General features: G+C 73.5%; 16 protein-coding genes. 12 read left to right on the top strand and 4 right to left on the bottom strand.

Features of this window, described 5'->3' with window-relative positions; translation table 11 throughout:
* Window positions 1-17: 17 nt before the first annotated feature.
* A complete protein-coding gene (locus tag Pen02_RS25220; protein ID WP_203868567.1) occupies window positions 18-1,784 on the bottom strand; it encodes a DEDD exonuclease domain-containing protein in 1,767 nt (588 codons plus the stop codon).
* Window positions 1,785-1,911: 127 nt separating this feature from the next.
* Between Pen02_RS25220 and Pen02_RS25215 the strand changes: the two genes are divergently transcribed.
* The 6 genes from Pen02_RS25215 (at window position 1,912) to Pen02_RS25190 (ending at window position 8,184) form a co-directional block, all read left to right on the top strand.
* A complete protein-coding gene (locus Pen02_RS25215; protein ID WP_372445663.1) occupies window positions 1,912-3,603 on the top strand; it encodes an NYN domain-containing protein in 1,692 nt (563 codons plus the stop codon).
* Window positions 3,604-3,844: 241 nt separating this feature from the next.
* Window positions 3,845-4,075, top strand: coding sequence for a hypothetical protein (locus tag Pen02_RS25210; protein WP_203868566.1), 231 nt, complete (start codon window positions 3,845-3,847; stop codon window positions 4,073-4,075).
* A 354-nt stretch (window positions 4,076-4,429) separates the two neighbouring features.
* Window positions 4,430-5,689 carry a M48 family metallopeptidase gene (locus tag Pen02_RS25205; RefSeq protein ID WP_203868565.1) on the top strand — a complete coding sequence of 420 codons (1,260 nt, stop codon included), beginning with the start codon at window positions 4,430-4,432 and terminating at the stop codon, window positions 5,687-5,689.
* Complete coding sequence (locus tag Pen02_RS25200) at window positions 5,686-6,810, top strand: glycosyltransferase family 4 protein (protein ID WP_203868564.1); 1,125 nt, start codon at window positions 5,686-5,688, stop codon at window positions 6,808-6,810. The genes Pen02_RS25205 and Pen02_RS25200 overlap by 4 nt, the downstream gene beginning before the upstream one ends.
* Window positions 6,811-7,039: 229 nt before the next feature.
* Window positions 7,040-7,555 (top strand): TlpA family protein disulfide reductase, encoded by a 516-nt coding sequence (locus tag Pen02_RS42000; RefSeq protein WP_239141260.1) that lies wholly within the window; start codon window positions 7,040-7,042, stop codon window positions 7,553-7,555.
* Between the two features lie 188 nt (window positions 7,556-7,743).
* Complete coding sequence (locus Pen02_RS25190; RefSeq protein WP_203868563.1) at window positions 7,744-8,184, top strand: DUF4395 domain-containing protein; 441 nt, start codon at window positions 7,744-7,746, stop codon at window positions 8,182-8,184.
* A 178-nt stretch (window positions 8,185-8,362) separates the two neighbouring features.
* On the opposite strand, the gene Pen02_RS25185 is transcribed toward Pen02_RS25190, so the two are convergent.
* The 3 genes from Pen02_RS25185 to Pen02_RS25175 are packed head-to-tail and all read right to left on the bottom strand — an operon-like array spanning window position 8,363 to window position 12,562.
* A complete protein-coding gene (locus tag Pen02_RS25185) occupies window positions 8,363-9,031 on the bottom strand; it encodes a response regulator transcription factor (protein ID WP_130460771.1) in 669 nt (222 codons plus the stop codon).
* Between the two features lie 7 nt (window positions 9,032-9,038).
* Window positions 9,039-10,733 (bottom strand): GAF domain-containing sensor histidine kinase, encoded by a 1,695-nt coding sequence (locus Pen02_RS25180; RefSeq protein ID WP_203868562.1) that lies wholly within the window; start codon window positions 10,731-10,733, stop codon window positions 9,039-9,041.
* A gap of 14 nt (window positions 10,734-10,747) precedes the next feature.
* Window positions 10,748-12,562, bottom strand: coding sequence for an AMP-dependent synthetase/ligase (locus Pen02_RS25175; RefSeq protein WP_203868561.1), 1,815 nt, complete (start codon window positions 12,560-12,562; stop codon window positions 10,748-10,750).
* A gap of 211 nt (window positions 12,563-12,773) precedes the next feature.
* On the opposite strand from Pen02_RS25175, the gene Pen02_RS25170 reads away from it, so the two are divergent.
* The 6 genes from Pen02_RS25170 to Pen02_RS25145 all read left to right on the top strand — a co-directional run bounded on the left by Pen02_RS25170 (window position 12,774) and on the right by Pen02_RS25145 (window position 18,985).
* On the top strand, window positions 12,774-13,229 hold the full coding sequence (locus tag Pen02_RS25170) for an SRPBCC family protein (RefSeq protein ID WP_203868560.1): 456 nt from the start codon (window positions 12,774-12,776) through the stop codon (window positions 13,227-13,229).
* A gap of 112 nt (window positions 13,230-13,341) precedes the next feature.
* Window positions 13,342-14,622, top strand: a complete 1,281-nt coding sequence (locus Pen02_RS43040) for a hypothetical protein (protein ID WP_203868608.1) — start codon at window positions 13,342-13,344, stop codon at window positions 14,620-14,622.
* Window positions 14,623-14,728: 106 nt separating this feature from the next.
* Window positions 14,729-15,676 (top strand): ROK family glucokinase, encoded by a 948-nt coding sequence (locus Pen02_RS25160; protein ID WP_203868559.1) that lies wholly within the window; start codon window positions 14,729-14,731, stop codon window positions 15,674-15,676.
* Between the two features lie 141 nt (window positions 15,677-15,817).
* Window positions 15,818-16,504 (top strand): endonuclease/exonuclease/phosphatase family protein, encoded by a 687-nt coding sequence (locus Pen02_RS25155; protein ID WP_203868599.1) that lies wholly within the window; start codon window positions 15,818-15,820, stop codon window positions 16,502-16,504.
* Window positions 16,505-16,781: 277 nt separating this feature from the next.
* Window positions 16,782-18,182 carry a flavin-containing monooxygenase gene (locus tag Pen02_RS25150; RefSeq protein WP_203868558.1) on the top strand — a complete coding sequence of 467 codons (1,401 nt, stop codon included), beginning with the start codon at window positions 16,782-16,784 and terminating at the stop codon, window positions 18,180-18,182.
* Window positions 18,179-18,985, top strand: a complete 807-nt coding sequence (locus Pen02_RS25145; RefSeq protein WP_239141258.1) for an alpha/beta hydrolase — start codon at window positions 18,179-18,181, stop codon at window positions 18,983-18,985. Before Pen02_RS25150 ends, Pen02_RS25145 begins: the two co-directional genes overlap by 4 nt.
* Window positions 18,986-19,006 lie beyond the last annotated feature (21 nt).

Here is a 19,006-nt window from a genome sequence, read left to right as displayed (position 1 = left end):
TCCGATCGGACACTTGCTTATGTGCGTTCGGTCGGGAGTTGTCTCGACGACGCCGCCTCGGCCCGGATCAGCAGGTCACGGAACCGCCCGGCACCCCTGGCCGGAGAGGACCAACCGGTGGATGTCTCGACCAGCCGCGTGTCGGGTCTTTCCAACCAGGACAGGATCCGCTCGGACTCTTCGGCCGAGGCGTTCGGCACCGGCCCGTGGCCGGGCAGCACCGTCTCGGCGGTGGCCCGGACCAGGTCGAGGACGCCCCGGGGCGGCACCCCCGGCGCGGCGGTACCGGCGCCGGCCAGCCGACCGTGCCGGATCACGGCGATCTCCCACCCGCCGTCGGCGGCCCGCCGGGCGGCGGCCAACTCGCCGATCCGGGTCAGCCCGACCAGGCGTTGCATCCGGACGGTGGCCCGAAGCACCGCCGCCAGCCGGCTCCGGACCACCGCCGCCTCCTCGTAGCGCCGCGCGTCGGCCAGCACCCCGATCCGGGCCAACAGCGAGTCCACCAGTACCTGCGGGTCGTCGGCCAGCGCGGCCCGGACCGGCGCGACCGCGCGGTCGGCGTACTCGTCGACGGAGATCCGGTGCTCGCAGGGTGCCGGGCAGCGGCCCAGCTCGGCCAGCGCGCAGGCCGGGCTGGTGGTCCGGACCGAGAGCCGGGGCGTGCACTGGCGCAGCGGTACCGCGTCGTGCACCCCGGCCGCGGCCAGCTCGGCCGAGCGGCGGGAGCTGAACGGCCCGAGGTAGGCCTCGTCGTCCGGCCCGAGCGACCGGACCAGCGACAGTCTCGGGTACGGCTCCGAGGTCAACTTGAGCCAGACCACCCGCTCCGGATATTTCGACCGCCGGTTGTACGGCGGCGCGTGCGCCGCGATCAGCCGCAGCTCGCGTACCTCGGCCTCCAGCGGATGGGCGCACTCGACCGCCTCGACCCGCTCGGCGGCGGCGAGCATCTCGGAGATCCGGGCCCGCTTCTCGGCGGCAGTGAAGTAGCTGCGGACCCGGGTGGCGATGTCGCCGGAAGTGCCGACGTAGAGCGGTCGGTCGTCGGCGGACCGGAAGATGTAGACCCCCGGCACCTTCGGCAGCCCCTCGGCCAGGTGCCGCTTGCGTCGCTGGGTCGGGGTGACCGCCTTGGCGAACTCGATCGCCTCGCCGAGGGTCTCCACCCGGTGCCCGCCCAGCCGGGCGATCAGCCCGTGCAGCACGTCCACCGTCGCCCGCGCGTCGGCCAGCGCCCGGTGCGTCGGCTGGTGCGGGGTGCGGAAGAAGGCCGCCAGGGTGCCGAGCTTGCGGTTGGGTACCTCGTCGCGGGTCAGCACCCGGCGGGCCAGCGCCGCCGTGTCCAACACCCGGGGGTTCGGCCAGGTGTAGCCGTGCCGCGCGCAGGCCGCCTTGAGAAAACCCACGTCGTACGGCGCGTTGTGCGCGACCAGCACCGCACCCCGGAGGAACTCCAGCAGACTGGGCAGCACCTCCTCGACCGGTGGCGCCGGCAGCAGCATCGCCTGGGTGATCCCGGTCAGCACGGTGATGAACGGCGGGATCGGCTCGCCCGGGTTGACCAGGGTGCCGAGCACGCCCAGCTCCTCGCCGCCGCGCACCTTGACCGCGCCGATCTCGGTGATCCCGCCGCCGTCCGGGGCGCCCCCGGTGGTCTCCAGGTCGAGCACCACGAAGGTGGTCTGGCGTAGCGACGTCGCCACGTCGGGCCAGCCGTCCGCGCCGGGAGTGCCGTCCGGCAGGCCGTCCAGCGTGCCCTGGACATATTGAGATGGGACCACGGCGGGCAGGTTAGGCGGCACGTACGACACTTCCGTATCATCCGTACCAGTCGTTACCAGGGGCCGACGGGGCGAGATCATCTGAGGTGTTGGGCGATCGGTAGGGTGTCGGTGGGAGACTGGCGACATGCCCCGCACCGAACCGTCCGACGACCGCCTCCCGGAGGAGGCGGCGCAGCTCGCGCGCTCCGAGCGTGCTGGCGATCCCGGGCGGGACGGCGGCAGCGACGAGCCCGATCCGGCCGTACCCGCTGCCGACGAGCCGGAGCCGACCCTGCTCACCGACACCGTGCCCGATTCCGTCGGCACCGAACCCGAGCCACCCGTCGACCAGCAGTCGGCCGATCCTGCGCCGGTTGATCGTGATCTGGTTGATCGTGCGCAGGTCGATCAGGAGCCGGTTGATCGTGAGTCGGCCGATCCTGAGTCGGCCGATCCTGAGTCAGTCGATCGTGTGCAGGTGCAGGACGATCGTGAGTCGGACGATCATGCGCCGGCCGATCGAGAGTCGGTTGATCGGGAGCCGGAGCCGACGTTGCCGGAGCCGGTCCGGGCCCGGATCGTCAGCCTGGCCGCCGCCGCGCTGCCGACGCTGCCGGCCGACGAACTGCCACCGCCGCTGCGCCGGGTCGCCAAGTTCGCGCCGAACCGGCGGGCCCGGCTCGGCGGTGCACCGATCGCCATCCAGCTCGCCGCCGATCCGCTGTTCCGGCAGCGGGTGGCCAGCCGGGTGCTGTCCGAGGCCGGCGAGCTGGGTTCCGTGGTGGTCTCCGGGGGCAGTCCGGCCGCGGCCGATCCGGTGGAGGTCGCCGCGCTCGCCTACCTGACCCGGCCGGCGGGCTGGCGTGACCTGGTCGAGGACGCCGGGGCGGCGGTCCGGGCCGAGGCCGACAGCGCGGTCGTCGCGGAACTGGTCCGGGAGGCGGAACAGCGGGCCACCCGGGCCGAGCACGACCGTGCGGTGGCGAAGGTCGAAGCCGACAAGCTGCGCGACGAGGTGGCCCGGCTCCGCGAGGAGGTGGGTCAGCTCCGCGAGGAGAACCGGGTACTGGGCCGGTCGCTCCGGGAGACCCAGGCCGGGCAGCGGCGGGCGGCCGAGCTGCTGGCCACCGAGAAAGGGCGGGCCAGCCGGGCGGCGGCCGACCACGAGGCGGAGCTGCGCCGGGTACGGGCCCGGCTGGCCGAGGCGGAGGCGACCGCGGGCGCGGTCCGGCAGACCGCCAAGGAGGCACGGTCGGTCGACGACGCCCGGCTCTGGCTGCTGCTGGAGACGATCGGCCGGGCCGCCGTCGGACTGCGCCGGGAACTCGCCCTGGACCCCGCCGACCGGTTGCCGGCGGACTACGTCGCCGACGCGTTCGCCGAGCGCCCGGCCGCGACCACCTCGGCCCGGGCCCTGGACACGGACGACCCCGCCCGGCTGGACGAGCTGCTGGCGCTGCCCCGGGCGCACCTGGTGGTGGACGGCTACAACGTCACCAAGCGCGGTTTCGGTGACATGTCCCTTGAGCAGCAGCGCAAGCGCCTGATCACCGGCCTGGGCGGGATCGCGGCACAGACCGGTGACGAGGTGACGGTCGTCTTCGACGGCGCCGAGCGGATGCACGGGCTGCCGCCCTCGCCACGCGGCGTCCGGGTGCTCTTCTCCCGGAAGGGGGAGACCGCCGACGACCTGATCCGCCGGCTGGTCCGGGCCGAGCCGGCCGGCCGGCCGATCGTGGTGGTCTCCTCCGACCGCGAGGTCGCCGACGGGGTACGCCGGCACGGCGCCTACCCGCTCGGCGCGGACTCCCTGCTCCGCCGACTCGCCCGCTCCTGACGACCGCTCGCCGCCCGTCTGCTCCTGGCGACTGCTGCCCACCCGTCCCACTCCTGGCGACCGCTGCCGCCCATCCCCTCCAGAGGACCGCTGCCGCCTGCCCCGCCTCTTTGTCCGTTGATCATCCGGATGGGGCCGTTGGGTGGCAACGGAGGTTTTGTCGTACCCCTGTTCTAGCGTCGATGTCACGGACGGTGGCGGGACAACAACAGCGATCGCCGCCGCTGCTTGAGGAGGGTCGATGCTCATCGACTGCGACAGTTGCACCCTGCGGGGTGCGGCTGCGGCCTGCTCCGGGTGCCTGGTGAGTGCCCTGCTGGACCAGCCGCCCGCGCAGGCCGCGCTGACCGCCGACGAGATGCACGCCATCGAGGTGTTCACCCGGGCCGGCTTCGACGTCGAGATCCTGGACGCCCCGGTCTCGGCACCGCTGCGGCTCGCCACCCGGCGCCGACGTCGCCGGGTGGCCTGACCCGAAGCCGGCTCGGCGTCGCCGGGTGGCCTGACCCGAGGTCGCCGGATGGCCCTGACCTGAGCCGGCCCGACGTCGCCGGGTGGCCTGACCTGAGGTCGCCCGGTGGCCTGATCGGACCCGGCCCGGCGCCGCCCGGTGGGCTGACTGGAGCCGGTCCGGCGTCGCCGCGTGGCTCAACCGGAGGCGGCCCGCCCGACACCTCCGACCGGCGATCCGGCATAGGATTGCCCCGCGATCGGGCCGGCGAAGGCCGTCGGCCACGGCGCAGCCGACGGACGGCAGCGCCGGTCCGACCGGTACGGCGTCGCGGCGAAGGGCGGAGCGGATGACCGAGTGGGTACGGGCCACGGCATGACGCCGCGTGCCTGGGCCGGGCTGACCCTCGGCGCCCTCGTGCTGCTGCTCGTCGCCGCCACGGCGTTACTGGTGCCGTGGCACCGGCCGCCAGCGCCCCGGGTCGACCAACTAGCCGCACTGGACGAACTCGACCCGGCAGAGGTGGCCCGGGGGCGGGCCTTCGCCGCCGCACTGCGACCGGGCGGCTACGGCGCGCTCGCCGTCGGACTGGTCGTGGCGCTGCTGCTCGGCCTCACTCCGCTCGGCGCGAAACTGGTCAGCCTGGTCGGCCGCCCGTTCGGGGACAACTGGATCGCCCAGGCCGTGCTCGGTGGCCTGGCCGTGGTGCTGGTCGCCGATCTGCTCACCCTGCCGTTCGCCGCCTGGCGGCACGCGGTGGTGGCCCGCTACGGGCTCTCCACCCAGGGCTGGGGCGGCTGGACGGTCGACCTGCTCAAGTCGTACGCGGTCAGTGCCGTGATCGGCGCGGTGGCCCTGCTCGGCTTCTACACGGTGACCCGGCTGGCCCCGAGGTGGTGGTGGGCGTTCGGCGCGGCCGGCGCGGCGGTGCTGGTCACGCTGCTCTCCTTCATCCTTCCGGTGCTGGTGGAGCCGATCTTCAACCGGTTCACCCCGATGGAGCCGGGTCCGCTGCGCACCGAGCTGATGGCGCTGGCCGACACCGACGGCGTACCGGTGAAGGACGTGCTGGTCGCCGACGCGTCGCGGCGTACCCGGGCGGTCAACGCGTACGTCTCCGGCTTCGGCCCGACCCGGCGGATCGTCGTCTACGACACCCTGCTGCGCGAGGCGCCGCCCGCCGAGGTGGCCAGCGTGGTCGCGCACGAGTTGGGCCACGCCAAGGACCGGGACGTGCTGACCGGCACCCTCACCGGTGCGCTCGGTGCCGCCGCTGCGGTCGTCGCGCTCTATCTGCTCGGCTCGTCAGGGGCGCTGCTGCGGGCTGCCGGGGTCGACTCGGTGGCCGAGCCACGGGCGTTCCCGCTGCTGCTGGCCCTGGTCACGGTGGCCGGTCTGGTGGCGGCGCCGGCCCAGGCGTGGGTTTCCCGGCAGGTCGAGGCGCGGGCCGACGCGCACGCGCTGGCGCTGACCGGCGACCCGGCCGCGTTCGAGGCGATGCAGCGGCGGCTGTCCAGCCTCAACCTCGCCGATCCCGATCCGCCCCGCTGGGAGTACCTCTACCGGGCGAGTCATCCATCCACTGTGGAGCGCATGGCGGCGGCCCGCGCGTACGCCCGAGGAGTCGGCCGTTGACCAGGACCCTGCTCGTCACCAACGACTTCCCGCCGCGCCCCGGCGGAATCCAGTCCTTCGTGCACGGCCTCGCGGTCCGGCAACCGGCCGGATCGGTGGTCGTGTACGCCTCCACCTGGCGCGGCGCCGACAAGTTCGACGCGGACCAGCCGTTCGAGGTGGTCCGCGAGCCGACCGGCGTGCTGCTGCCGACCCGGCACGTCGCCCGCCGGGCGGCGGAGCTGGCCCGGGCGTACGACTGCGACACCGTCTGGTTCGGTGCCGCCGCCCCGCTGGGGCTGCTCGCCGCCGGGCTGCGCCGCCGGGCCGGGATCGGTCGGGCAGTGGCCCTGACCCACGGTCACGAGGTCGGCTGGGCGGCACTGCCCGGCGCCCGGTCGGCGCTGCGCCGGATCGGTGACGGCGTCGACGTCACCACCTACCTGGGCGAATACACCCGGGTCCGGCTGGACCGGGTGCTGCGCGGCCGGACCGAGTTGCGCCGGCTGGCCCCCGGGGTGGACGTGGACGTCTACCACCCCGACGTGGACGGGGCCGAGGTCCGCGCCCGACACGGCCTGGCCGACCGGCCGGTGGTGGTCTGCGTTTCCCGGCTGGTGCCGCGCAAGGGTCAGGACGCGCTGATCCGGGCGCTACCGGAGATCCGCCGTCGGGTGTCGGGCGCGGCGTTGCTGGTGGTCGGCGGCGGCCCGTACCGGGGAACGCTGGAGAAGCTCGCCCGGCGGGCGGGCGTCGCCGCCGACGTGGTCTTCACCGGTTCGGTGCCGACTGCGGAGCTGCCGGCGCACTACGCGGCCGGGGACGTCTACGCGATGCCGTGCCGGACCCGCAACGGCGGGCTGGACGTCGAGGGCCTGGGCATCGTCTACCTGGAGGCGTCCGCCACCGGGTTGCCGGTGGTGGCCGGGAACTCCGGCGGCGCTCCGGACGCGGTCCGGGAGGGCGAGACCGGGTACGTCGTCGACGGCCGCAGCCTCGGGCAGCTCGCCGACCGGGTGGCCACCCTGCTCGCCGATCCGGAACTGGCCCGCCGGATGGGTGCCGCCGGCCGGGCCTGGGTGGAGCGGGAATGGCCCTGGGAGCGGCAGGCCCGCCGGATGACGGAGCTACTGACCGACTGACCGGCCCTCCCGTGCTTCGGCCTCCCGTGCTTCGGCCTCCCGTGCTTGGGCCGTCCGTGCTTGGGCCGTCCGTGCTCGGGCCGTCCGTGCTCCGGCCGTCCGTGCTTCGGCTTTCCCCTGCTCCGGCTCGTTCGGGATCGGCGGACGGGACACCGGTGGTCGGGCCGGGCTCGGAACAGGTGACCGGACAGCGATGGTCATCGACGCCCTTACGTGGCAGTCTGGAGCCGTGCAGAACGCCGCACTGAGCGGGTCCGTCGCCGTGGTGGCCACATTGCTGCTGGCTACCGGCTTCGGGCTGTGGCGCCGCCGGTGCGACGGGCGGCTCCGCCCGGAGACGACGACGATGCGGCTCGACGCCCCGGGGCCTCCGGCGGCTGCCGGCCCGGACACCACCCCCGACCGCGTCGGCGGCCGGCCGGTCGATCCCGCCCTGCTGGCCGCGCTCGGCGTACGGCCGGGCGACTCCGCCACGCTGCTCCAGTTCTCGTCGGCGTTCTGCGCGCCGTGCCGGGCAACCCGGCAGGTGCTGGCCGACGTCACCGGCACCCTCGACGGGGTACGGCACGTGGAGGTCGACGCGGCGAGTCAGTTGCCGGCGGTACGCGCGCTGGGCATCTGGCGTACCCCGACCGTGCTGGTGGTCGACGCCGACGGACGGATCGTCCGGCGTGCCGCCGGAGTACCGGCCCGGGCACAGGTCCTCGCGGCGGTGGCGCCGCTGCTGCGCAGGGGACCGTCATGACCAGGCGTACCGCCGGGGGAGTGCCGGCGGGCGTACCGCTGTTGCGGGACCGGGTCGCCGATCATCGCCGGCCCTCCGTCCGTCTCCGCCGCTGACCAGCCCCCGACCCCTGCGGTGACCCCCGCGTCCAGTTCCGACGAGCGCCGCTGACCGGCGACCAGGCGCCGTCCCTGCCTTCCGAGGTGAACATGCTGCTCGACCCCCGTGGACCGCGCTTCGCCGCGGCCGTCACCGCGCTCGTACTGGTCGTCGTGCTCCTCACCGGGTCCGGCTGGCTCGCCCTGGCCCAGGCCGTGGTGTTCGCGGTCGGCACGGTCGACCCGCGCCGCAGCCCGTACGCACTGCTGTTCCGGGCCGTCGTGGCCCCTCGGCTGGGTCGCCCCGCCGAGTTGGAACCGGCCGCACCGGTACGGTTCGCGCAACTGCTGGGGCTGGTGTTCATGCTCGTCGCCGCCACCGGCTACCTGGCCGGGGCCACCTGGCTGGGCCTGACCGTCTCCTGCCTGGCCCTGGCAGCCGCCTTCCTCAACGGGGCTTTCGGGCTCTGCCTCGGCTGCGAGACCTATCTGGCGTTCCGCCGGATGACCGGTCGGGCCGTTCCCGCCCGGGTGCCCAACCCGTCGAACTGACCACTCGGCGGCCTCACCCAATACCTGCGACGGGAGAAACCTGCCGTGCGGCTGGTCGGTCTGTCCCGCCACCTGCCCAGCGGAGGTCGCACGCCAAGCCGGGTCGCGGGAGGAGCGGAATGCCGACGGGATTCGTACCCGTTGGCATTCCGGTCGCGCGACCCGGCCCGGCGGACGGTCAGAACTTGGGGGCGTCCGGGGCTTCGAGCAGCCCCAGCCGGAGGGCGGTCATCAGTGCCTGGGCCCGGTTGGCCGCACCCAGTTTCTCGTAGAGCTTTGAGATGTGCGTCTTCGCCGTCGACTCGCTGACGAAGAGCTGCTTGGCGATGCCGGCGACGCTCATCCCGTCGGCGAGCAGGCGGAGCACCTGCCCCTCGCGGGGGGACAGCTGCGGGCCGGAGGGGGCGAGCCGGCGCTTCATCGCCTCGGCGAGGTCGGCGGCGGTGAACGCACTCGGTGACGAGGCCGCGTGCCGGGCGGCGGCAACGACCTCGTCGGCGGGGGCGGTCTTCGGCACGAACGCGCTGGCACCGGCTTCGAGGGCGCCGAAGAGCTGGTCGTCGCCCGCGTACATGGTGAGGACCACGATTCCCATGGTGGCGCTGGACTTGCGCAGCGCCCGGGTGGCCTCCAGGCCGCTGCCGTCGGGAAGTCGGAGATCCATGATCACTACATCGGGTTGCAGGGCGCCGGCCTGGCGTACCCCCTCGGCGGCGGTGGCGGCCTCGCCGACGACCTCGAACTGCCGGTCCCGCTCGAACGCGTGCCGCAGGCCCTTACGGATCAGGTCGTGATCGTCGACGAGCAGGACCTTGGTCCGAGTGGTCGGCGTGGGGCTGGTGGTCATGCTCGGGTTACTCCCCTTCTGATGCGGTGACGCTATCGCGCACGTTATCGCGCCGGGGCGAGGTTCCGAGCACCACTGCCACCGTCGTGCCGCTGGGGTGTCGCGGACTGATCTCTAGCCGGCCCCGGATACGTTCCGCCCTCTCTGCCATGATCGCAAGACCATACCTGCCATCGGGCCGCTGGTCAGCGATGCCCTGACCATCATCCGACACTTCAATCTGGGCGAATGGGGGGTCCACGGCACAGGTGACCCATAGATTCGACGCCCCGGCGTGCTTGCGGGCGTTCGTGATCGCCTCCTGGGCGATGCGCAGCAACTCCGCCTCGGTGGCCGCCGGCAGCCGGGCGGTGGACTCGTCGAGCGTGTAGTGCACCCGAAGTCCGGCGGAGGCGCCGACGGTGCGGGCGTACTCGGCGATGGCGGCGGCCAGCCCGCCGTGCCGGTCAACCTCGCTGCGCAGCTCGAACAGGCTCAACCGCAGCTCGGTGATCACCCGGGTCACCTCGCCGCGCAGCGTACGCAGCTCCTCGCCGGTCTCCTTGGCCTCCTCGGGCAGGCTGGCCAGGGCGTTGTCGATGCCGTACCCGACCATCACCAGTTCCTGGGCCACCCCGTCGTGGATCTCCCGGGCCAGCCGCTGCCGCTCCTCGTTGGTGGCCAGCGACCGTACCTCGTCGAAGAGCAGCGCGGCCTCCAGGCGCAGCGCCGCCGGCCGGGTCAACGCGGTGACCTGGGCCACCACCGGTGGCGGATAGGCGTTGGCGACGTCCGCCTCCAGGGTGACCAGGCCGACCGTGCGTACCCCGGCGACCAGCGGTACGACCAGGGCCGACACCTCGCCGCCGGAGTGTGACCGGGCCTGTGACCGGTGTGCCGTCTGGGGCTGCTGACTCGCCCAGGCGTCGGCGATGGCCGAGTCGGCGTCTAGCGTCGTCTCCCAGTCGACCCGGTCCGCGCCGGCCTGGGCGAGTACGACCAGTCGGCCGCCGCCGCTGGCGGAGAGCACCGCCGCCCGGTCGGCCCGGGTGACCACGCGCAGCTCCTCGATCAGGTGATCGGAGATGCTGCCCGGGTCAAGAGTGGCTCCTGGTAGCTGTCGAGCAACGCTCCGCAACTGGGTCAGCAGTCGGGTCGCCTCGGTGTACGGCTGCGGCCGGGTCTCGTTGCGGGCCTGGATGGTCCGTTGCAGCGAACCCGCCGCGAAGAGCCCGAGTGCGGCCAGGATCACCCACTGGGCCGCCACGGTCAGGTAGCCGACCTGACTGATCTGCGGCCCGTCACCGCCGGAGTTGAGCACACCGCTGAGGATCAGGGTGACGGCGGCGACCGCGATCAGTCCGACGCCCTCCCGGACCCGGCGCTGCAACGCCGCCACGGTCAGCGGTACGGCCAGGTAGGGCAGGATGGCCGACGCGCCGACGCCGGGCATCGGGGTGCCGATGTTGGCCGCTGCCGCGACCTGGCCGGCGGCCAGCCCCACGAGGACGACCTCGGCGAACCGGCCCAACGGGGCCAGCAGCCGGTGCCCGGGGGCGACCACCGCCGGGATTCCGGCGACGGCGAGCAGGGCGACCCAGCGGAGTTGCCCGGGTTCCCGGGTGGCGATCAGGGTGAGTACCGCGACGAGCGCGAGCATGACGACCCGCGCCGCCGCCGCGAGCGGATGCGGACGGGTGAGGCCGGTGGTCGAGGCGGGCACCTGACGGATGGTAGTCAGTCGCCGTATATCTCGGCGATTTCCGCTGTGTATGTCTTCTCCACGACGTTGCGCTTGACCTTCATCGACGGAGTCAACTCACCGGTCGCCTCCGTGAAGTCCCGGGGCAGGATCCGGAACTCCCGGACCGACTCGGCCCGGGACACCGCCTGGTTGGCCTCGTCGACCGCGGTCTGGATCTCGGCTCGCAGGTCCGGGTCGTTCCGGAGTTCCCCGACCGGGGTGCCGTCCGGGCGGCCGTGCTCGCGCAGCCAGGCCGGCAGGGCCTCCTCGTCGACGGTGACCAGCGCGGCGACGAAGGGCCGCCGGTCGCCGATCACCATGCACTGGCTGACCAGCCGGTGCGCCCTGATCCGGTCCTCCAGTACGGCCGGGGCGACGTTCTTGCCGTTCGCCGTGACGATGATCTCCTTCTTCCGGCCGGTGATGCAGAGGTAGCCGTCGTTGTCGAGTTCGCCCAGGTCACCGCTGTGGAACCAGCCGTCGGAGGTGAGCACCTCGGCGGTCGCCTCGGGGTTGTTCCAGTAGCCCTGGAACACCACGTCACCCTTGATCAGGATCTCGCCGTCGTCGGCGATCCGGATGGTCACCCCGGGCAGCGGCCGGCCGACCGAGCCGATCCGGATGGCGCCGGGCAGGTTCACGGCGACCGCCGGGGAGGTCTCGGTCAGGCCGTACCCCTCGTAGACCAGCACCCCGACGCCCCGGAAGAAGTGCCCGAGCCGGGCGCCGAGCGGGGCGCCGCCGGAGATCGCGTTCTGGCAGCGCCCGCCGAGCGCGGCCCGGAGCTTGCGGTAGACCAGCCGGTCGAAGACCCGGTGCCGCAGCCGCAGGCCCAGGCCGGGTCCGGACGGGGTGTCCAGGGCCTGGCTGTACGCGATCGCCACCTGCTCGGCGCTGGCGAAGATCTTGCCCTTGCCCTCGTCGGTCGCCTTCTGCACCGCGCCGGTGTAGACCTTCTCGAACACCCGGGGTACCGAGAGCACGAAGCTGGGCTTGAACTCCTTCAGTTCGTCGACAAGCTTCTTCACGTCGGCGCTGTGTGCCACCGTGGCCCGGGCCCGGACCGTGCCGATCTGGATCAGCCGGGCGAAGGAGTGCGCCAGCGGCAGGAAGAGCAGCGTCGACGCGCCCTCGTTGAACAGGTTCGGCAGTACCGGGATGGCGTTGCAGATGTCGGAGAGCATGTTCCGGTGGGTCAGTACGCAGCCCTTGGGGCGGCCGGTGGTGCCACTGGTGTAGATGATGGTGGCGATGTCGCCCGCCCTGACCGCCTTGCGGCGCCGGTCGACCTCGGCCGGGTCTACCCGCTCGCCGAGCGCCACGAGTTCGTCGATGCCGCCGACCTCGATCTGCCAGACCTGCTCCAGTTGGGGCAGCCCGTCCCGTACCCCGGCCAGCGCCATCGCGTGCCCGTTGGTCTCCACCACGCAGGCCGTCGCCCCGGAGTCGGAGAGGATCCAGGCGATCTGCTCCGGGCTGGAGGTGTCGTAGATCGGTACGGTCACCCCGCCGGCCGCCCAGATCGCGTAGTCGATCAGGGTCCACTCGTACCGGGTGCGGCTCATCAGCCCGACCCGGTCGCCCGGGTTGATCCCGGCGGCGATCAGCCCCCGGGCCAGCGCCACCACCTCGTCGCGGAACTGCCGGCAGGTCACGTCGGTCCAGCCGTCCTGCCGCCCGGAGGCGTCCACCGCCCGCCGGACGAACTGCACGCTGTCGGGGGCCTCCTCGGCGTTGTCCCAGACCGGGTCGGTGAGGTTGGCCGCGTCGCCGACCGTGACCGCTGGGGGAACCGAGAACTCGCGCACCTGCACTCCCTCGTGCTTGTAACGATCCTGTGCCGCCTGTACCGACCCTGGGCCGGTCGGGCAACCCTGCAACCCGGCCGAACCTGGCCGGTCGGGCTACCCGCAACCTACCTTCGACCGGCCCGGCCCGCCCGGCCAGGTGGGTCGACCGGGAACGAATGGGGCGAGGTGGTCGGCCGGTCTCACCCCGCTGGGAGGTAGCCTGCCGGGCATGGCGGATTCCTCCACCCAGTCCATCGTCATCGCCGCGCCGCCGGCTCGGGTGACAGCGGTGATCTGCGACTTTCCGAGTTATCCGGAGTGGGCCGAGGCGGTCAAGCGGGTCGAGGTGGTCGAGGAGTACGAGGACGGCTACCCGGCCCGGGTCCGGTTCGTCCTGGACGCCTCGGTGATGACCGACGAGTACACCCTGGCGTACGAGTACGCCGAGGACATCTCCCGGATCGAGTGGCACCTGGTGGAGCCCTCCCGGATGCAGAAGGTGCAGAACGGGTCGTACGACATCGGGGACAACGGGGACGGCACCTCGACGGTGACCTACACACTCGAGGTCGAGTTGTCGGTCGGGATGCTGGGGATGTTCCGCCGCAAGGCCGAAAAAATGATCATGGATGCCGCGTTGACGCAGCTCAAGCGGCGAGTGGAAGCCCTGAACGGGGCGGGGTGACGGCCCCGGGTGCGACAGCGGTCCGGGGTGCGACGACGGTCCGGGGCGGGGTGACGGCACCGGCCCGGTCGCCCCGGTCGCCCGGGGCGGGTGCGGCGTAGAGGAGCCGATCATGGGAGACAGTGGTTCGTTCGGGGGAGCGCCCGACCCGGGTTCGGCCCGGGAGGAGGCCGAGCGCCTGGTCGCCGCCGCGCTCGCGATGGCCAAGACGGCCGCGTCCGAGGCCCGGGGTCGGGCCGGCGCGTTCGGGCCGCTCGGTCAGGTGATCTCCGACGTGTTGGACCAGGCCGGCGTGGTACCCCGACCGAGCCGTCCGGAGCCGGCCACGCCGCCGCCGGACAGCCCGGTCCGGCCACCCGCCGACGCGTCCCGCCCCGCCCGACCGCACGGGTCGGGCGTGCGGTCGGAGGGTTCGACTGCCGACCCAACAGGGGCGGAGCCGCACCGCGCGAGCCCGCAGCCGAACATGTCGGCCGCCGAGCCGGACGGATCTGGCGCGCGGTCGCCGCAAACGGCCGCCGAGCCGGACGGGTCGGGTGTGTGGTCGGAAGAATCGGCGGCTGAGCCGACCGGGTCGGCAGCCGGGGAGGCGCAGGCGGCGGGTGCGCGGCCGGCCGGGGCGGGTCTCGGACCCGGCGGTGTCGGAGCCGAGGTGCCGCCGGTGGGAGAGGTGCCGCCGCAGGCCGGCCAACCGGGGCCGGAAGCGCTGTTCGGGGCCGGTTTCGCCACCGGTGATCCCGAGTGCTGCGTCTGCCCGGTCTGCCGCTCGATCGCGGCACTGCGTGACCCGAGCCCCGAACTCACCGAGCGGCTGGCCACCGGAGCCGGTGACTTCGCCGCCGGGGTGGCCAGCCTGCTGCGCGCGCTCTCCTCGATCACCGCCCCCAGCGCCCGCCGCACCGACGGCGGCCGCCCGGCCGGCACCCCCGGAGGACAAACGGCCGGCACCGCTGGAGGAGAGACGGCCGGCACCGCCGGAGGAGAGACGGCCGGCACCGCCGGAGGGGCAACGGCCGGGAGCACCGGAGCAGGGTCGGCCGGGGGCACCGGAAGTGGATCAACTGGTCACTCCGGCACCTCGGGGGCCCAGCCGGCCGACGCGCCGGGCCCGTGGCGCGACACCGTGTGGCGCGAGGCGACCCGTACCAGGCATGATTCGTGGCCGGTGGACGAGCCGGACGACGTCTGGGCGGCGGCCACCCGTGCCGAGGCCGGAACCCGGGAGACCGGGACGACCGCCGGTCCGGACCGGGCGACCCCGGCCGGGGCGGACCAGCCCCGGCCCGCCGCGCCGCCGGCCACCGGACGACCACCGGTGCCCGCGTCGCGGACCCCGGAGGGACCGGTCAGCACCGGTCCCGGCGAGCAGGCCGGGCCCGGCGAGGGCGGCTGACCGCCGGGACGGGTCCGCCGGTGTCGCCGGGTGGCGAGGGCACGGTACGGCGGCAGTGGCGGGACAGTGACCGCGAGGGCGCGGTGTGGCAGAGGGGAGCGGCTCGGTGACGCTGACCATCGGAGTCGACGTCGGGGGTACCAAGGTGGCCGCCGGGGTCGTCGACGTCGACGGTGAGGTGCGGGCGCGGATTCGCCGGGACACTCCCGCCGACGACGTCGCCCGGACCCGGGACGTGATCGTCGAGGTCGTCAAGGAGTTGGCGGCCGAGCACGAGGTGGACGCCGTGGGGATCGGCGCCGCCGGCTGGATCGACGCCGCCCGGTCGACGGTGCTGTTCGCCCCGAACATCGCCTGGCGGGACGAGCCGCTGCGGGACTACGTCAGCAACGCCGTCGGGCTGCCGGTGATCGTGGAGAACGACGCCAACGTCGCCGCCTGGGCCGAGTTCCGGTACGGCGCCGCCCGGGACGCCGACGACTCGATGGTGCTCTTCACCATCGGCACCGGGGTGGGCGGTGGCATCGTGCTCGGCGGGGAGCTGCTGCGCGGCGCGCACGGCATCGCCGCCGAACTCGGGCACATGCTCTCGGTACCGGACGGCCACGTCTGCGGCTGCGGTCGGCTCGGCTGCATCGAGCAGTACGCCAGCGGCAACGCCCTGGTCCGGTTCGCCCGGGCCGGCGCGCGGCAGGAGCCGGCCCGGGCCACGATCCTGCTCGAACTGGCCGGCGGTGACGTCGACGCGGTCACCGGGCCGATGGTGACCGCCGCCGCCCGGTCCGGTGATCCGGTCTCCGGTACGGCCTTCGCGCAGATCGGGCGCTGGCTCGGCATCGGCCTGGCCGACATGGCACAGATCCTCGATCCGCAGGTGCTGGTCGTCGGCGGTGGGGTGGTCGAGGCCGGTGACCTGCTGATGGGTCCGACCCGTCGGTCCTATCTGGACGCTCTCGCCGCGCGTGCCGGGATTCCGGTGGCCGAGATCCGCCCCGCTGAGCTGGGCAACTCGGCCGGTATGGTCGGCGCGGCCGACCTGGCCCGGCGCCGGTAGCCGGACCACCCCCGGCGCCGGTGACCGGACCACCACGGGGGACACGCGGAGGAACGGACAGGCAAGGGGTACGGCGTGGCACAGCAGCAGTCCTCCGGTGCGGAGGCATCGCAGCAGTCCTCCGGTGCGGAGGAGTCGGCGGTGCGCCTTCGGGTGCTCTCGTACAACGTGCACGGGCAGCGGGACGACACCGCCGCGCTCGCCGAGGCGGTCCGGGCGATGCGGCCGGACGTGGTGATCGTGCAGGAGGCGCCGCGCCGGTTCCGATGGCGGCACAAGTGTGCCGTGCTGGCCGACCGGCTCGGCCTGGTGGTCGCGGGCGGCGGCCTGCCGGCGCTGGGCAACCTGCTGCTGACCAGTCTGCGGGTCCGGGTCTACCAGACCTGGTGCCGGCAGTTCCCGTTGACGCCGGGCCGGCACATGCGCGGTGCGGTCTTCGCCGAGTGCGGGATCGGGGCGTCCCGGTTCACCCTGGCCGGCTCGCACCTGTCCACCGACCCGGCCGAGCGGCCCGGTCAGGCGTACCTCCTCAAGCAGGAGTTGGCCGCGACGCGGCTGCCGGTGGTGGTCGGGGCGGACCTGAACGAGAACTCGGGCGGCGGTGCCTGGCGTACCGTCGCCGACGGCCTGACCGACGCGGCGGTGGTGGGCGGCGGCGAGTCCCGGTTCACCTACCCGTGCCGGCAGCCGCGCGACCGGATCGACGCGCTCTTCGTCGACCCCCGGATCAGCGTGCTCGGCTACGACGTGGTGGACACCGAGCAGACCCGGCGGGCCAGCGACCACTTCCCGATCCGCGCCGACCTGCTACTGCCGGCCGCCGGCTGACCGCCTTCGTGCGTGCGACCGCCTGCGTGCCGGGCGGTGAACCGATCGCCTGCGTGCGTGGCGGCGAAACTTACCGCCTGCGTGCCGGGCTGCGAACGGATTGCGTGCGTGCCGGGCGGCGAATCGATCCCGGCCGCGAACGTCCGACGAGCCTGCTCGATGTCGACCCGTCCCGATTACCGCATCCGACTGCGCGTTGGGCTGGACAAGAGGCGACGACAGCCGAGAGGATTCCCCCGCACGTCGGCACTCGTGCCGGACAAAAGGAGATTTCTCGGTGTCCACCTTCAGTGACCAGGAGAGCAACGACCCCGGCGCGACCCTCTGGCGGGACGGACGCCCGGTATACGACCGGGCCGGCACCGTCTGCGTGATCGGCGCCGGGGCCAGCGGCCTCACCGCGATAAAAAACCTGAAGGAGTACGGCTTCGGCGTCGACTGTTACGAACGGGAGACCGGGGTCGGCGGGGCCTGGAACTGGCGGCACGACCGCAGCCCGGTCTACGCCAGCACCCACCTCGTCTCGTCCCGACCGCTGTCGGAATACCCCGACTTCCCGATGCCGGACAACTGGCCGGACTATCCGCACCACGGCCAGCTCCTGTCCTATCTGGAGCACTACGCCGACCACTTCGACCTGCGACCGCACATCTGGTTCGGCACCGAGGTGGTCCGGGTCGAGCCGGCCGACGGGGACCGGTGGGACGTCACCACCCGCAGCACCGGCGGGTACGGCGCCGAGCGCACCTCCCGCTACTCGGGCGTGGTGGTGGCCAACGGGCACAACTGGGCACCGAAGATGCCGACGTACGAGGGGTTGGACGAGTTCCGGGGCCGGGTGATCCACGCGTCGGCGTACAAGGACGCGACCCAGGTGCGTGGCAAGAAGGTGCTGGTGGTCGGGGCCGGCAACACCGGCTGTGACATCGCGGTCGAGTCCGGCCAGCAGGCGGCCAAGACGTGGCACTCGACCCGCCGAGGCTACTGGTACGCCCCGAAGTACGCCTTCGGCCGCCCCGCCGACCAGGTCAACGACTCGCTCGCGCCGTACCGGCTGCCGCTGCGGTTGCGGCAGTGGCTCTTCCACCGGGTGCTGAAGCTGACCGTCGGCGACCTGACCCGGTTCGGTCTGCCCAAGCCCGACCACCGGGTCTTCGAGACCCACCCGATCGTCAACAGTCACCTCGTCTACCAGCTCGGACACGGCTCGATCACTCCCGTGCCCGACATCGGCCGGTTCCGCCGCAACAGCGTGACCCTGGTGGACGGGCAGGAGATCGAGCCGGACCTGGTGGTCTTCGCCACCGGCTACCTGCCGCGCTTCGAGTTCCTGGCGCCGGAGCTGCTCGGCACCGACGCCTCGGGTCGGCCGGCGCTCTACCTGAACGCCTTCCCCCGGCGGCATCCGACGCTGGCGGTGGCCGGCCTGCTCCAGCCGGACTCCGGCCTCTTCCCGCTGGTGCACTGGCAGTCGGTGCTGATCGCCCGCTGGCTCCGGCTCCGCGAGTCGGCACCGGAGCGGGCCCGCGCGTTCGCCGCCCGGGTGGACGCCGAGGCCGGTAACCGGTGGCACTCGGCGAAGATGAAGGAGAGCACCCGGCACTGGTTCGAGATCGGGCACATCGACTATCTGCGGGTGTTGCAGCGCACCCTGGACGAGCTGGAGGTGGCGGCGTGAAGACCCGGGTGGTGCGGGTACGGGAGTGGACCCGTCCGGTGCCGGCGGTGTTCCGGGAGGTACGCGCCGCCACGCCGGAGGCGCCGGAGGGCAAGCCGCCGCTGCTGTTCGTACCGGGCTTCGGGCACGGGGCGTGGGCGTTCGCCGAGCACTGGCTGGAACACGCCGCGTCCCGGGCCTTTCCGGCGCACGCGGTCAGCCTGCGCGGGCACGGCGGCAGCGGCCCGGCGCCGAAGGCGACGCTGCGGGCGTACGCGCACGACGTGGTCCAGGTGGCCACCAGCCTGAACCGGCAGGCGGTGCTGGTCGGGCACGGCGCCGGCGCGCTCGTGGTGGCACACGCGCTGGCCCGCTATCCGGCCCGGGCCGGGGTGCTGGTCGCGCCGGTCTTCGGCGGCTGGGGCACGCTCGGCGGTGCGCTGGCCCGCAACCCCGTCGGTACGCTGCCGGCGGTCTTCGGCGGTCCGCTGCGGCTGAGTCACCGCCAGTTGTTCAGCCGGGAACTGCCGGACACGGCGGCCCGGGAGTACACCGCGCGGCTCGGTCGGGCCTCGGCCCGGGCGCAGTGGCAGTTGCTCCGGCACCGGGCGGCCGAGCCGGCGGTGGGCAACCCGCCGATGCTGGTGGTCGGCAGTCCGGACGACCGGGTGGTGCCGCCGTCGGCGCTGACCCGGGCGGCCGGCCGGTACGGCGTCGCCCCGCTGCTCTTCCCCGGCATGGGCCACGACCTGATGCTGGACGCCCGCTGGCGCGAACCGATCGACGCGATCCTCGACTGGCTCGACAAGGACCTCTCCACCTGACCCGGCTATTACGTGATCAGG

This window comes from Plantactinospora endophytica, assembly GCF_016862915.1.
Taxonomy (GTDB): Bacteria; Actinomycetota; Actinomycetes; order Mycobacteriales; family Micromonosporaceae; genus Plantactinospora; species Plantactinospora endophytica.
This window is presented reverse-complemented; position numbering and strand designations above follow the sequence as displayed.

What these genes read in the sequence shown, in the direction of transcription:
- Pen02_RS25170 (WP_203868560.1), top strand. Translation starts at nt 12,774, where the DNA reads ATGGCGGATTCCTCCACCCAGTCCATCGTCATCGCCGCGCCGCCGGCT.
- Pen02_RS43040 (WP_203868608.1), top strand. Translation starts at nt 13,342, where the DNA reads ATGGGAGACAGTGGTTCGTTCGGGGGAGCGCCCGACCCGGGTTCGGCC.
- Pen02_RS25210 (WP_203868566.1), top strand. Translation starts at nt 3,845, where the DNA reads ATGCTCATCGACTGCGACAGTTGCACCCTGCGGGGTGCGGCTGCGGCC.
- Pen02_RS25190 (WP_203868563.1), top strand. Translation starts at nt 7,744, where the DNA reads ATGCTGCTCGACCCCCGTGGACCGCGCTTCGCCGCGGCCGTCACCGCG.
- Pen02_RS25215 (WP_372445663.1), top strand. Translation starts at nt 1,912, where the DNA reads ATGCCCCGCACCGAACCGTCCGACGACCGCCTCCCGGAGGAGGCGGCG.
- Pen02_RS25185 (WP_130460771.1), bottom strand. Translation starts at nt 9,031, where the DNA reads ATGACCACCAGCCCCACGCCGACCACTCGGACCAAGGTCCTGCTCGTC.
- Pen02_RS25205 (WP_203868565.1), top strand. Translation starts at nt 4,430, where the DNA reads ATGACGCCGCGTGCCTGGGCCGGGCTGACCCTCGGCGCCCTCGTGCTG.